This window comes from Pantoea anthophila (assembly GCF_006494375.1).
Lineage (GTDB): Bacteria > Pseudomonadota > Gammaproteobacteria > Enterobacterales > Enterobacteriaceae > Pantoea > Pantoea anthophila.
On record NZ_VHIZ01000029.1, the window covers coordinates 29,059 to 42,889 of the forward strand.

Here is a 13,831-nt window from a genome sequence, read left to right on the forward strand (position 1 = left end):
ACTATGCAACTTAAACAGATTCAGGCCATTAACTGGAACCGTCTTCAGGATGAGAAAGATCTTGAGGTCTGGAACCGCCTCACCAGCAACTTCTGGCTGCCGGAGAAAGTGCCGCTCTCCAACGACCTGCCTGCCTGGCAGACGCTGGATAAACAGCAGCAGCAGCTGACCATCCGGGTTTTTACCGGTCTGACGCTGCTGGATACCATTCAGAACGTGATCGGTGCGCCGGGACTGATGGGCGATGCCATAACCCCGCATGAAGAGGCGGTGCTGTCGAATATCAGCTTTATGGAGGCGGTGCATGCCCGCTCCTACAGCTCCATCTTCTCAACCCTGTGCAACACGCAGGATGTGGATGCCGCCTATCAGTGGAGCGAAGAGAATGCGCCGCTGCAGAACAAGGCGCGCATCATTCTGGAACACTATCAGGCCGACGATCCGCTGAAGAAGAAAATCGCCAGCGTTTTCCTGGAGTCGTTTTTGTTCTATTCCGGCTTCTGGCTGCCGATGTACTGGTCGAGTCGCGGCAAGCTGACCAACACCGCGGATCTGATCCGCCTGATTATTCGTGATGAGGCGGTGCACGGTTATTACATTGGCTACAAGTTCCAGCAGGCGCTGGCGACGGTGGACGATCAGCGCCGCGAAGCGCTGCAGCAGTTCGCATACGATCTGTTGCTGGCATTGTATGAGAATGAAGTGGCTTATACCGAAGCGCTGTATGGTGAGGTCGGCTGGGTGGAGGAGGTGAAGACCTTTCTGCACTACAACGCCAATAAGGCCCTGATGAATCTCGGCTACGAGGCGCTGTTCCCGGCGGAGCTGACGGCGGTGAATCCGGCCATTCTGTCAGCGCTGTCACCCAACGCAGATGAAAACCACGACTTCTTCTCCGGTTCGGGCTCATCCTATGTGATGGGTAAGGCGGTTGAGACGGAAGATGAGGACTGGAACTTCTGATGGCGGGCAGGTGGTCGTGATCTGAAAGCGTTTCTTCATTCAGACGGCGCCAAAACTTAAAGCGATGGGAGCATACGCCTGTAGCAAAGCATAGCGGGCCAGGGATGGCCCGCGCTGAGCATGCCATGGATGGCATCTTTTGCGTCTTTGCGAAAGGCATATGCTTCCTGAGCCTATTCGCATAACGTCACCCGTAAATCCTCTACCGAGGTTTAAACCTCTTGTTATGACTGGTCTGGCCTGCTAATAAACATGCGTGTGAAATAGTTTTTTGAGTTATTATTAACCTCATATGATTATTAGCGAACGACACGGTTTATGCCTGCGCCCCGTCAGGGTCTGACGCCCGTTTCAGTGCTCCCGCAGTCGGTAGCCACCGGCCTCTGCGTGGGCAGCAACGACGACGTTCAGCCCCTGCTCATACGATTGCTCAGCACTCTTTCCTCTCTGTCAGCCTCGCCGGAGCACCCTGTCACGTCTCAGAGGGTGAAATCGGCCTGCCGGGTCGGGTGGGAGCCGGCGGATCGCATGCTGAACCCGAAAAATTCACTGAACTCTGTCCGGAAAGCGGATTGCATCTGGTCACAAATGGTTAGGTTTGTTATGGTTAGCAGCAAACCTATTCACTTCAGTTATTTTTCCTCGCGATATTATTAAATTTGCCCCCTTTTTGATAACGCTCTGGCACTGCGGCTGCCGCCGGGCGGACGGGTTTTTGACCCAGGGCCAGGGAATGGCCTGGAACACCTTTAATGGTGCAGCGTGCGTCGGTCAGCGATCACCTGCCGAAAAGTGACTACGCTTAGCCTGTCACCATAGTTATTATACAAGTTGCAATTAGTGAGGTTTTTTTTAATGGAAAGTTCGTTTACTCCCATTGAGCAGATGCTAAACATCCGTGCCAATCGCCATAAGGATTTTCCGTTACAGGAAATTATCCTGACGCGTCTCTGTATGCATATGCAGGGTAAACTGCTGGACAATCGTAATAAGATGTTGAAAGCACAGGGGATCAACGAAACCCTGTTTATGGCGCTGATCACGCTGGATGCTCAGGAAAATCACAGCATTCAGCCTTCGGAACTCAGCTCGGCCCTCGGCTCGTCACGCACCAATGCTACGCGCATTGCTGATGAGCTGGAAAAACGCGGCTGGATTGAGCGTCGCGAAAGCGATCACGACCGCCGCTGCCTGCACCTGCATCTGACCGACAAAGGCATGGAGTTCCTGCGTCAGCTGCTGCCCCCGCAGCATCAGAGCCTGCAATATCTCTGGTCTTCTCTGTCGGTTGATGAGAAGTCGCAGCTGGAAGGGATTACCCGCAAGCTGCTTAATCGCCTCGACAAAATGGATGAAGATCAGCTGATCGCCTCACTGTCCCGCTGATAGCAATAAGTGCGACACAATCACCTGTCGGAATCGTTATTTTAAGTTCCTTTTTTATCTGGCCAGCGCTCAGTCGCTGGCTTTTTCGACTCGGGCGCCGGCGGACAGGGATCCCTGCCCCTACCCGACTCAATGGAATACGTGGAGAAAGACATGAGTGCAACGGCAGAAGCACAGAGCCCGCAACCGTCAGTCAGCAACAAAAAGAAAAAGCGCAAAAGTGTGCTCATTGTGCTGGCGCTGATCTTTGTGCTAATTGGGATTGCCTGGGGTGTTTACTGGTTCCTGGTACTGCGCCATTTTCAGGAAACGGATGATGCCTACGTTGCCGGTAACCAGGTGCAGGTGATGGCCCAGGTCTCCGGCAGCGTCAATAAAGTCTGGTTTGAAGACACTGACTACGTCAAAAAAGGCGATGTGCTGGTTTCCCTGGATAAGACCGATGCCGAGCAGGCGTTTGAAAAAGCGCAGACGGCCCTCGCCACCAGCGTGCGTCAGACGCATCAGCTGATGATCAACGGTAAGCAGTATGAAGCCAGCATCACCCTGCAGCAGACCGCTCTGGCCCAGGCGCAGGCTGACCTGAAACGCCGGGAGCCTCTGGGTGCCGCTAATCTGATTGGCCGTGAAGAGCTGCAGCACGCCCGCGACGCCGTGGCGACCGCCAAAGCGCAGCTGGACGTCGCCGTTCAGCAATACAATGCCAATCAGGCGATGATCCTCAATACCACGCTGGAAAATCAGCCTGCGGTGCAGCAGAGCGCCGCTGAACTGCGTGACGCCTGGCTGGCCCTGCAGCGAACCGACATCCGCAGCCCGATGGACGGTTATGTCTCCCGCCGCAGCGTTCAGGTAGGTTCACAAATCTCCACCAGCACCCCGCTGCTGGCCGTTGTCCCGGCAACCAATCTGTGGGTCGACGCCAACTTTAAAGAGACACAGCTGGCTGGCGTGCGTATTGGTCAGCCCGCTACCGTGGTGGCGGATATCTATGGTGATGATGTGGTCTATCACGGCAAAGTTGCCGGTCTGGATATGGGCACCGGCAGCGCCTTCTCGCTGCTGCCCGCCCAGAATGCCACCGGTAACTGGATTAAGGTGGTTCAGCGCCTGCCGGTGCGAATCGAACTGAATCAGGACGATATCGCCAGACATCCGCTGCGTATTGGCCTCTCAACGCTGGTGAAGATCGATACCACCAGCAAAGAGGGCATTACGCTGGCGAACAGTGTCCGGCAGCAGGCCGCTTACAGCAGCAACGCCCTGGCGATTGACCTTGCGCCGGTCAATAAACTGATCACCGATATCGTCCGCGCCAACGCCGGATGATGGCGCGGAGGCTGTAATGGCACAAAAACCGCTTGAAGGGATGCCGCTGGTCCTGATGACCGTGGCGCTGTCGCTGGCCACGTTCATGCAGGTGCTGGACTCGACCATCGCCAACGTGGCTATCCCCACCATCGCCGGAAACCTGGGCGCGTCTAACTCGCAGGGAACCTGGGTGATCACCTCGTTTGGCGTAGCCAATGCGATTTCGATCCCCCTGACCGGCTGGCTGGCCAAACGCATCGGTGAAGTGAAGCTCTTTACCTGGGCGACCATTCTGTTTGCCGTCGCCTCCTGGGCGTGCGGCATGTCAGAGAGCCTCGAGATGCTGATCTTCTTCCGTATCCTGCAGGGGATCGTGGCGGGTCCGCTGATTCCGCTGTCGCAAAGTCTGTTGCTCAGTAACTATCCGCCCGCTAAACGCAGTATCGCGCTGTCGCTGTGGGCGATGACGGTGATCGTAGCGCCGATCTGCGGCCCGATTCTGGGCGGCTGGATCAGCGACAACTATCACTGGGGCTGGATCTTCTTCATCAACGTACCGATTGGTGCGGTGGTGGTGATGCTGACGCTGCAGACGCTGCGTGGCCGGGAAACCAAAACCGAAATCCGCCCCATCGATACGGTCGGTCTGGTGCTGCTGGTCGTCGGGATCGGCTGTCTGCAGGTGATGCTCGATCGCGGGAAAGAGCTCGACTGGTTCAGCTCGACGGAGATCATCGTGCTGGGGGTAGTGGCCGTGATTGCGCTCTCCGTGCTGCTGGTGTGGGAGCTGACGGACGATCATCCGATCATCGACCTGTCGCTGTTTAAGTCGCGCAATTTCACTATCGGCTGCCTGTCGATCAGTCTGGCTTACATGCTCTACTTTGGCTCGATTGTGCTGCTGCCGCAGCTGCTGCAGGAGGTCTACGGCTATACCGCGACCTGGGCCGGTCTGGCCTCTGCGCCGGTGGGGATCATCCCCGTGATCCTGTCGCCGATTATCGGTCGCTTCGCCCACAAGCTCGACATGCGACGGCTGGTCACCTTCAGTTTCATTATGTATGCGGTCTGCTTCTACTGGCGCGCCTGGACGTTTGAACCGGGTATGGACTTCGGCGCTTCCGCCTGGCCGCAGTTTATTCAGGGCTTTGCCGTGGCCTGCTTCTTTATGCCGCTGACCACCATCACGCTGTCGGGCCTCCCCCCGGAGCGTCTGGCGGCCGCTTCCAGTCTGTCAAACTTCCTGCGAACCTTTGCCGGGTCAGTGGGTACGTCGATTACCACCACCATGTGGACCAATCGCGAATCAATGCATCACAGCTATCTGACGGAGTCGATTACCCCGTACAACGTCAATTCGCAGCAGATGTACAGCCAGCTGGAGGGCATGGGGATGACGCAGCAACAGGCGTCGGCCTGGATCGCGCAGCAGATCACTAACCAGGGACTGATTATTTCAGCAAATGAAATTTTCTGGGCGTCGGCGGGGGTGTTTCTGATCCTGCTGGTGCTGATCTGGTTTGCCCGTCCGCCGTTTGGCGCGGGCGGCGGTGGCGGTGGCGCGCACTGATGAGACAAAGCAAAACGGGCCTTTCGGCCCGTTTTTTTATGCGTTCTGACGCCACCATTCGGCGAGCAGCACGCCGGTGGCAACCGAGACGTTAAGGCTCTCGACGTTGCCGGTGCCGCCAATCGACACGCTCATATCTCCCTGCTGAAACGCCGTGTCAGAGAGACCTTCGCGCTCCTGACCTAACACCAGCACCATTTTTTCCGGCAGCTCAGCCTGAGCCAGTGGCGTACCCTGATGGCTGGAGGTGGTGACGATGGTGTAACCCGCTTTGCGAAACGCTTCCAGACCTTCACTGAAGGTGGCACCGCTGATCGCCTGCACATGCTCGGCTCCGCCCTCTGCGGTACGCACCGCCGCACCGGACTCCAGCAGAGAGGCGTCGTTGACCAGCAGACCTTTCACGCCAAAGTGCGCGCAGCTGCGCATGATTGCGCCGAGGTTATGCGGGTTGCTGACATCTTCCAGTGCCAGTACACAATCTTTGGCATTCGCCTGACCCAGCCACTCAGAAACCGCCATACCCATGCGCTTTTTGATCAGGAAGCAGACGCCGCCATGATGCTCAGTGCCGGAGGCTTTGGTGATCTCTGCATCTTCAACCACATGATAGGCTTTGCGGTTGGCCGCCAGCCAGCGCAGGGTTTCGCGGAAACGCGGTGTCACTTCCTGCACAAACCATGCGCGGACAATCGCTTCCGGACGGCTCTGGAACAGGGCCTGACAGGCGTTCTCACCATAGACACGCGTCTCTTCGTTACGCTGACGGCGAATCTGCTCCGGATCGACGAAGCTCTTGCCGCTGATGCCGCCATGATCCGGCTTGTCGCTTTCTGACGCCGCGGTGCGATCGGCAGAAGGCGCGCGTGACACGGTCCGCCATGGAGAGTCGCTGCTGCCGTAGCTACGATCGTCGGAGCGCTCATTGCGACGGCCTGAACCCTCACCCGAGCGGCGTGGCGCACCCCGTCCGCCTTCGTCGCGGCGCGCTGAACCGCTGCGTCCGCTGTCGTCGCTGCGACGACCCGCAGAGCGGCCGCCTTCCTGGCTACGTTCTGTGCGGGAACCCGATGAACGACGATTATCATCCTGGCGGGCGGCAGCGTAACCACCTTTGCCTGTACGAGGATTAGATGTGCTCTTTTCATCCTCGCCACGCACGTACATCACCTTAACCTTACCGCTTTTGCCTTTAAATTCGTCGTTCATGTCTTCCTCCTGCATTGAGAGCGCGCAGATTACCTGATGTGCCGGCGCTTAGCTATCAACTATTGAACCTATAGAGCGATCCAGATTGAGGGTAAATCGCTCCCCTTTCATAATGGACAATAATTACCAGACTGACACTTTCCAACTTCAGAGGTTCCTATGAATACGGTATGCGCTTCCTGCCAGGCAACTAATCGCGTTCCCGAAGAGCGCCTTGCCGATGCGGCGAAATGCGGACGCTGTGGAAGCGAACTGTTCGACGGTGAAGTGGTCAACGCCACCGCCGCGACCTTCGACAAATATCTTCAGGACGACCTGCCCGTCGTGATTGATTTCTGGGCGCCGTGGTGCGGTCCGTGCGTCAACTTTGCGCCGGTCTTTAAAGATGTCGCCAGTGAGCGCAGCGGTAAAGTGCGCTTCATTAAAGTGAACACCGAAGCGGAACCGGCGCTGAGCGCCCGCTTCAACATTCGCAGTATCCCGACCATCATGCTGTTTAAAAACGGCGAGCGGGTCGACATGCTGAACGGTGCCATGCCCAAAGCGCCGTTTAACGAATGGCTGGATGAATCCCTTTAATCTTCCCAGGCCAGCCCGGCTGGCCTTTTCCTTTTCGCCTGCGCTTCGATTACACTGACGTTTTTCCTGCCCTGAATACTCATGTCTGATAATGCTGTTTTGCGCTTGCGCACCCAACGTCTCGCCCGCGCGACCCGTCCTTTCCTCGCGCGCGGAAACCGGGTCATTCGCTGCCAGGGCTGCCTGCTGCCCGAGGCCAGCTGTCTCTGCAGCCAGATCGTCCCGCAAGCCGCCCGCAGCCGCTTTTGTCTGGTGATGTTTGATACCGAGCCGATGAAGCCGAGCAACACCGGCCGTCTGATTGCCGATATTCTGCCCGACACCCAGGCCTTCGGCTGGTCACGCACCGAGCCCGATCCGCTGCTGCTGGCGGCTGTGCGCAACCCCGATTACCAGCCGCTGGTGGTCTTTCCGGCCAGCTATGCCGATCCGGGCCGGGAGGTGCTGACCTCGCCGCCCGCGCAGGGGAAACCGCCGCTGTTTATCATGCTGGATGGCACCTGGACCGAAGCGCGCAAAATGTTCCGCAAAAGCCCCTGGCTCGATGCCCTGCCGGTCATGTCGCTGAATGTCACTACCCCTTCGCGTTACACGCTGCGCGAAGCCCATGGCGCAGGTCAGCACTGTACCGCCGAAGTCGCCGCGGCACTGCTGGAGCAGGCGGGCGATCGGCTCGCGGCAGACGCGTTATCTCACCATTTTGATCGCTTTCGTGCCGCCTACCTGGCGGGCAAACCGCATCATGCCGGGCAGGATTAACCGGCCCCGCTTCTTACCGGTTGCCTGAGGCCTGCGCGGCCGGATGCTCAGGCTGCGATCTGCCCGAAAGCACGGCCCGCAAAAAGCGTTTACAATCACGCAAATCCCGAACTCTGGAGGACGCGATGAGTCAACGTGGGCTGGAAGCGCTGTTACGACCTAAATCCATTGCGGTTATTGGTGCCTCGGTGACGCCGGGGCGCGCCGGCTACTTTATGATGCGAAACCTGCTGGCGGGCGGATTCAGCGGACCGGTGCTGCCGGTGACGCCGAAATATAAGGCGGTCAGCGGTGTCCTGGCCTGGCCCACCATCGACAGCCTGCCTTTCGCGCCGGATCTGGCGGTCATCTGCACCCATTCAAAGCGTAACCTTGCGCTGCTGCAACAGCTCGGCGAAAAAGGCTGCAAGGCCTGCATCATCCTTTCGGCTCCCGCCAGCCAGTCTGCTGAACTTAAAGCGTGCGCCAGTCAGTGGCAGATACGCCTGCTGGGACCAAACAGTCTTGGCCTGCTGGCCCCCTGGCAGGGATTAAATGCCAGTTTCTCACCGGTGCCGATAGCCAAAGGCCGACTCGCCTTTATCTCCCAGTCCGCCGCCGTCTCGAATACCATTCTCGACTGGGCGCAGCAGCGTAACCTCGGATTCTCCTGGTTTATCGCGCTGGGTGACAGCCTGGACACCGATGTCGACGACCTGCTCGACTTCCTGGCGCGCGACGGTAAAACCAGCGCCATTCTGCTCTACCTTGAACACCTCAGTGACGCACGCCGTTTCGTTTCCGCCTCGCGCAGTGCCTCCCGCAACAAGCCGATTCTGGTGATCAAGAGCGGTCGCAGCCGTGAAGCGCAGGCGCTGCTCGGCACCCACAGCGGCCTGGATGCGGCCTGGGATGCCGCCATTCAGCGTGCCGGGTTGCTACGGGTGCAGGATACCCATGAGCTCTTCTCTGCGGTGGAATCGCTGAGTCATATGCGGCCGCTGCGGGGTGACCGGCTGATGATCGTCAGTAATGGTGCCGCCCCTGCTGCGCTGGCGCTGGATGAGCTCTATGCCCGCAACGGCAAACTGGCACAGCTCAGCGAACAGACCCGTCAACAGCTGGAGGCGCTGCTGCCCGCAGGCGCGGGCCGGGGCAATCCGCTCGACTTAAAGGATGATGCAACGCCCGCGCGCTATGCCGCCTGTGTGGAGATCCTGCTCGACAGTCATGACTTTGATGCGCTGATGATTATTCATGCGCCAAGCGCGGTTGCGCCCCCTACCGAAACGGCCAGCCACCTTATCGAAACCCTTGCCCGTCACCCGCGCGGTAAGCGGGTAACCCTGCTGACTAACTGGAGCGGAGAGTTCTCTTCGCAGGCGGCACGACGCGCCTTTACCCAGGCGGGAATCCCCACCTGGCGTACGCCGGAGGGCACCGTCACCGCGTTTATGCATCAGGTTGAATACCGGCGTAACCAGAAGCAGCTGCGCGAAACCCCTGCCCTCCCCGCGACGCTGACGCAGGATAGCGCGCATGTTCACCAGTTACTCTCCCAGGCCCTGGCGCGCGGGATCACGGCGCTGGATACGCACGAAGTGCAGCCGGTTCTTCAGGCATACGGGCTGACCACGCTGCCGACCTGGATTGCCAGCGACAGCGCGTCGGCCGTAACGATTGCCGACCAGATTGGCTATCCGGTCGCGCTCAAGCTGCGTTCACCCGATATCGCGCATAAGTCGGAGGTGCAGGGGGTGATGCTCTACCTGCGCAATGCCAGCGAAGTGGAGCGCGCCGCTGAAGCCATTTTCGATCGGGTCAGGCAGACGCTGCCGCAGGCGCGTATTGAAGGGCTACTGGTTCAGGGCATGGCAAGCCGTGCGGGCGCACAGGAGCTGCGGGTTGTGGTCGAACAGGATGCACTGTTTGGCCCGATCATCATGCTGGGCGAAGGCGGCGTCGAATGGCAGGCTGACAAACAGGCCGCCGTTGCGCTGCCGCCGCTCAACATGACGCTGGCGCGCTATCTGGTGATTCAGGCAATCAAGAGCGGAAAAATCCGCAGCCGCAGCGCCCTGAATCCGCTGGATATCGCCGGGTTAAGTCAGCTGCTGGTGCAGGTCTCAAACCTTGTGGTCGACTGCCCGGAAATCGATCGGCTCGATATCCATCCGCTGCTGGCGGCGGGTAGTGATTTTACCCTGCTGGACGTCACCCTGACGCTGGCCCCCTTCCACGGTGACAATGAAGCCCGGCTGGCTATCCGCCCTTATCCGCAGCATCTGGAAGAGCAGGTCGAATTAAAAGATGGGCAGTTCTGCCTGTTCCGTCCCATCCTGCCTGAAGATGAACCCCTGCTGCGCGACTTTATCAGTCAGGTCACGAAAGAGGATCTCTACTACCGCTACTTCAGCGAAATCAATGAGTTTACCCATGAAGACCTCGCCAACATGACGCAAATCGATTATGACCGTGAGATGGCGATTGTGGCCGTGCGTCAGCATCAGGGACACCCTGAGATCATCGGCGTCACACGCGCTATCTCAGATGCCGATAACATCGACGCCGAGTTCTCGGTGCTGGTGCGTTCTGACCTCAAAGGGCTGGGTATGGGGCGCCGTCTGCTGGAAAAGATGATCCGCTATACGCGCCATCACGGCTTGCAACAATTAAACGGTATCACCATGCCCCACAACCGCGGCATGATTACGCTGGCACGAAAACTTAACTTTCATGTTGATATTCAACTGGATGACGGTATTGTCAGCCTGAAATTGCCTTTACAGGAGGGGATCAACTAACCTTGTAGAGAAAGGTAAAAAAGGTTCGGGTCGACGGAGTTAATGTTATTATTTATGGTTATAACCCTGATTTGATGGCAAAAGGCCATGCAATGAACAGAGAAGAAGTGCACTGTGATGTTGTCTAAATTCAAACGTAATAAACACCAACAACACCTCGCACAGTTGCCGAAACTGTCACAATCCGTTGCGGATGTGTCGACACTTTACTCGCCTGCCGAATTTCGTGAGACGCTGCTGGAAAAAATTGCCGCAGCGCAGACCCGCATCTGTATCGTTGCGCTCTATCTGGAAAATGATGACGCCGGGCGCGCCATCATGGATGCGCTCTACCGTGCGAAGCAGGCGCGTCCGGAACTGGATATTTCAATCCTGGTTGACTGGCATCGTGCACAGCGTGGACGCATTGGTGCCGCGCGAGGCGTCACTAACGCTGACTGGTATTGCGAAATGGCGACCCGCCATGACGACATTGCGATTCCGGTGTATGGCATCCCGGTTAATACCCGCGAAGCGCTGGGTGTGCTCCATCTGAAAGGCTTCATTATTGATGACACGCTGATCTACAGCGGAGCCAGCATTAATGATGTCTATCTGCATCAGCATGATAAATATCGCTATGACCGCTACCAGATCATCCGCAATGCTCAGCTGACCGATACGATGTATGCCTGGATCGATCTCAATCTTAAGCCAGCCGAAGCGGTCAACCGGCTCGACGTGGCAGAACGCCCTTCCAGTCCTGAAATCAAAAATGAAACGCGTCAGTTTCGTCAGGATCTGCGTGGCTTTAACTATCAGTTCGACGGAAATGCGGGTAACGAAGAGCTGGCGGTCACCCCGCTGGTGGGACTGGGTAAGCATAGCCTGCTGAACAAAACGATTTTCCACCTGATGCCCTGTGCAGAGCAGAAACTCATTATCTGCACCCCCTACTTCAACCTGCCTGCGCTGCTGGTTCGCAATATCATTCATCTGCTGCGTCAGGGTAAGCAGGTTGAGATCATTGTGGGGGATAAAACCGCCAATGACTTCTACATCGCCCCCGATCAGCCCTTCAAGATCATTGGTGCGCTGCCTTATCTCTATGAGATTAACCTGCGTCGCTTCCTGAGCCGCCTGCAATACTACGTCAGCAACGAACAGCTGGTCGTACGGTTGTGGAAGGATGGCGAGAACAGCTATCACCTCAAAGGGATGTGGGTGGATGATGAGTGGCAGCTGATCACCGGTAATAATCTCAATCCGCGCGCATGGCGACTCGATCTGGAAAATGCGGTGCTGATCCACGATCCGCATCAGGAGTTAGCAGTCCAGCGTGAGAAGGAGCTGACGTTAATCCGGCAGCACACCACGGTCGTGAACCATTTCCGTGAACTCGAAAGTATTGCGGATTATCCAGCCAAGGTGCGGAAACTGATCCGCCGTCTGCGCCGGATCCGTATCGATCGCCTAATCAGCCGTATTCTTTAAAAGGTTGCTGCTCAGAGGCCGCACTGTGTGAATCCTGCGGCCCGGAGCAGGCAAAGAGGGATATGAGAGCCGATCGGATGGCTCAGGCTGGAGCTTCGCCCGGGATGCCGCCGGTACAGCCAGCGGCATTGCCCCGTGGAATCTGAGCCAGTAATCGCGTCAGAGCCTGATTCCCTTCCCGCGCTTATGCAGTAACAGCGACACCACAAAGGCCACCGCCCCCATCGCGGAGACATACCAAAAGAAGGTTGTCTCAATGCCCTGCTTCTTCATCAGTAAGGCCACATACTCGGCCGACCCACCGAAAATCGCATTGGCGACCGCATAGGAGAGTCCTACCCCCAGCGCACGCACCTGAGGCGGAAACATTTCGGCTTTAAGGATGCCGCTGATGGCGGTGTAGAAGCTGGTGATTAGCAGCGCCAGCATGATCAACACGAAAGCCACGCCGGGGCTCTGCACATTTTGCAGCAGCGTCAGGATCGGAACGGTACAGATGGCCGCGCCCGCGCCAAAAATCATCATTGAGGTACGACGGCCAATTTTATCTGACAGGGCACCAATAATGGGCTGAATCAGCATAAAGACCAGCAGTGCGCCGGTCATCAGGCCGCTGGCGGTCTTAGGATCCATTCCCGAGGTGTTAACCAGATACTTCTGCATATAGGTCGTGAACGTGTAGAAACTCAGAGAGCCGCCAGCGGTGAAACCCAGCACCATCAGGAAGGGACGGGTATGATTGCGCAGCAACCCGATTACGCTTCCTGCATCGCGATGTTCACGGCTGGTTTTATCTGAGGTCTCTTCCAGCGATCGGCGCAGCCAGAGCGCAACAACAGCGAGCAGCGCACCAAGGAAGAACGGAATACGCCAGCCCCAGCTCCGCAGTTCTGCATCGGTGAGCAGAAACTGCAACACCACGACGGTGAGCACTGCGGCTAACTGGCCTCCGATCAGCGTGACATACTGGAATGAGGCGTAAAAACCTTTGCGCCCTTCCAGCGCAACTTCGCTCATATAGGTCGCGCTGGTTCCATACTCACCCCCTACCGACAGCCCCTGAAACATACGCGCCAGCAGCAGAATGACCGGAGCCGCCACACCAATGGTGGCATAACCGGGTAAGCAGGCGATCACCAGTGAGCCAAAACACATCATACAGACTGAAACCAGCATCGAATTTTTTCGGCCATGTCTGTCGCCGATATAGCCGAACAGCCAGCCCCCTATCGGACGCATTAAGAAGCCGGCCGCAAATACGCCCGCTGTCTGGAGCAGCTGGGTCGTGGTATCGCCCTGCGGGAAGAAAATGTGGGCAAAATAGAGTGAGAAGAATGAATAGACATAAAAGTCGAACCACTCTACCAGGTTACCCGATGACGCACCGACGATGGCCCAGATACGCTTTTTTGTATCATCCGTCTGCATTTTATTTGTTGTGGGTGTCATGCCTTACCTCTGTTCCTTGCTGATCAACAGCGTTTAAAGTATGAGTAAAGCATTTAAGTCCACGGAAGGTAAAGGCGGCCTAATCTGAGATTATTATTGTGAGCCGCATCGCTAATTATCGAAAAATCAGCGGTTTGCTGGCGATAAAGTCAGGAAAAAGGGAGGGTCAGAAAGTGAAGGAATGCAGAGGATCAGCGCCGCATTTCAGTTTAAAACAGAAAAATTCAGACGTAAAAAAGCCCCGCACGTCAGTGCGGGGCTTCTTCACTTATATAATGCCTGGCAGTTCCCTACTCTCGCATGGGGAGGCCCCACACTACCATCGGCGCTACGGCGTTTCACTTCTGAG

The 13,831-nt window shown here is 57.2% G+C and carries 10 protein-coding genes; 8 read left to right on the forward strand and 2 right to left on the reverse strand.

Annotated features, from left to right (window positions below):
* Window positions 1-3: 3 nt before the first annotated feature.
* The 4 genes from nrdF to emrB all read left to right on the forward strand — a co-directional run bounded on the left by nrdF (window position 4) and on the right by emrB (window position 5,230).
* Window positions 4-963 (forward strand): class 1b ribonucleoside-diphosphate reductase subunit beta, encoded by a 960-nt coding sequence (gene nrdF / locus FJW00_RS05860; protein WP_111209037.1) that lies wholly within the window; start codon window positions 4-6, stop codon window positions 961-963.
* Between the two features lie 855 nt (window positions 964-1,818).
* The gene (mprA, locus tag FJW00_RS05870; RefSeq protein ID WP_003850381.1) at window positions 1,819-2,349 is read left to right on the forward strand and encodes a transcriptional repressor MprA; all 531 of its coding nucleotides are present in this window, start codon (window positions 1,819-1,821) and stop codon (window positions 2,347-2,349) included.
* Between the two features lie 153 nt (window positions 2,350-2,502).
* Window positions 2,503-3,678: a multidrug efflux MFS transporter periplasmic adaptor subunit EmrA gene (emrA, locus tag FJW00_RS05875; RefSeq protein WP_009088548.1), complete on the forward strand. Its 1,176-nt coding sequence runs from the start codon at window positions 2,503-2,505 to the stop codon at window positions 3,676-3,678.
* A gap of 16 nt (window positions 3,679-3,694) precedes the next feature.
* Complete coding sequence (gene emrB, locus FJW00_RS05880; protein ID WP_046102406.1) at window positions 3,695-5,230, forward strand: multidrug efflux MFS transporter permease subunit EmrB; 1,536 nt, start codon at window positions 3,695-3,697, stop codon at window positions 5,228-5,230.
* Between the two features lie 36 nt (window positions 5,231-5,266).
* Here the strand turns inward: emrB and FJW00_RS05885 are convergent, their stop codons facing one another.
* The gene (locus FJW00_RS05885) at window positions 5,267-6,439 is read right to left on the reverse strand and encodes a tRNA/rRNA methyltransferase (RefSeq protein ID WP_058957956.1); all 1,173 of its coding nucleotides are present in this window, start codon (window positions 6,437-6,439) and stop codon (window positions 5,267-5,269) included.
* A gap of 159 nt (window positions 6,440-6,598) precedes the next feature.
* Between FJW00_RS05885 and trxC the strand changes: the two genes are divergently transcribed.
* The 4 genes from trxC (at window position 6,599) to pssA (ending at window position 12,033) form a co-directional block, all read left to right on the forward strand.
* Window positions 6,599-7,018, forward strand: coding sequence for a thioredoxin TrxC (trxC, locus tag FJW00_RS05890; protein WP_009088541.1), 420 nt, complete (start codon window positions 6,599-6,601; stop codon window positions 7,016-7,018).
* An 81-nt stretch (window positions 7,019-7,099) separates the two neighbouring features.
* Window positions 7,100-7,777, forward strand: coding sequence for a tRNA-uridine aminocarboxypropyltransferase (locus FJW00_RS05895; RefSeq protein ID WP_046102408.1), 678 nt, complete (start codon window positions 7,100-7,102; stop codon window positions 7,775-7,777).
* 125 nt (window positions 7,778-7,902) lie between these two features.
* Complete coding sequence (locus tag FJW00_RS05900; RefSeq protein ID WP_009088537.1) at window positions 7,903-10,560, forward strand: bifunctional acetate--CoA ligase family protein/GNAT family N-acetyltransferase; 2,658 nt, start codon at window positions 7,903-7,905, stop codon at window positions 10,558-10,560.
* A gap of 117 nt (window positions 10,561-10,677) precedes the next feature.
* Window positions 10,678-12,033: a CDP-diacylglycerol--serine O-phosphatidyltransferase gene (gene pssA, locus FJW00_RS05905; RefSeq protein ID WP_140923260.1), complete on the forward strand. Its 1,356-nt coding sequence runs from the start codon at window positions 10,678-10,680 to the stop codon at window positions 12,031-12,033.
* A 159-nt stretch (window positions 12,034-12,192) separates the two neighbouring features.
* On the opposite strand, the gene FJW00_RS05910 is transcribed toward pssA, so the two are convergent.
* Entirely contained in the window at window positions 12,193-13,482 is a 1,290-nt protein-coding gene (locus FJW00_RS05910; RefSeq protein WP_140923259.1) for an MFS family transporter, read from the reverse strand.
* Window positions 13,483-13,831: the final 349 nt, after the last annotated feature.

Excerpts from the sequence above, each read along its gene's own strand:
- emrB (WP_046102406.1), top strand. The coding sequence starts at position 3,695 with ATGGCACAAAAACCGCTTGAAGGGATGCCGCTGGTCCTGATGACCGTG.
- FJW00_RS05910 (WP_140923259.1), bottom strand. The coding sequence starts at position 13,482 with ATGACACCCACAACAAATAAAATGCAGACGGATGATACAAAAAAGCGT.
- mprA (WP_003850381.1), top strand. The coding sequence starts at position 1,819 with ATGGAAAGTTCGTTTACTCCCATTGAGCAGATGCTAAACATCCGTGCC.
- trxC (WP_009088541.1), top strand. The coding sequence starts at position 6,599 with ATGAATACGGTATGCGCTTCCTGCCAGGCAACTAATCGCGTTCCCGAA.
- nrdF (WP_111209037.1), top strand. The coding sequence starts at position 4 with ATGCAACTTAAACAGATTCAGGCCATTAACTGGAACCGTCTTCAGGAT.
- pssA (WP_140923260.1), top strand. The coding sequence starts at position 10,678 with ATGTTGTCTAAATTCAAACGTAATAAACACCAACAACACCTCGCACAG.
- FJW00_RS05900 (WP_009088537.1), top strand. The coding sequence starts at position 7,903 with ATGAGTCAACGTGGGCTGGAAGCGCTGTTACGACCTAAATCCATTGCG.
- FJW00_RS05895 (WP_046102408.1), top strand. The coding sequence starts at position 7,100 with ATGTCTGATAATGCTGTTTTGCGCTTGCGCACCCAACGTCTCGCCCGC.
- emrA (WP_009088548.1), top strand. The coding sequence starts at position 2,503 with ATGAGTGCAACGGCAGAAGCACAGAGCCCGCAACCGTCAGTCAGCAAC.
- FJW00_RS05885 (WP_058957956.1), bottom strand. The coding sequence starts at position 6,439 with ATGAACGACGAATTTAAAGGCAAAAGCGGTAAGGTTAAGGTGATGTAC.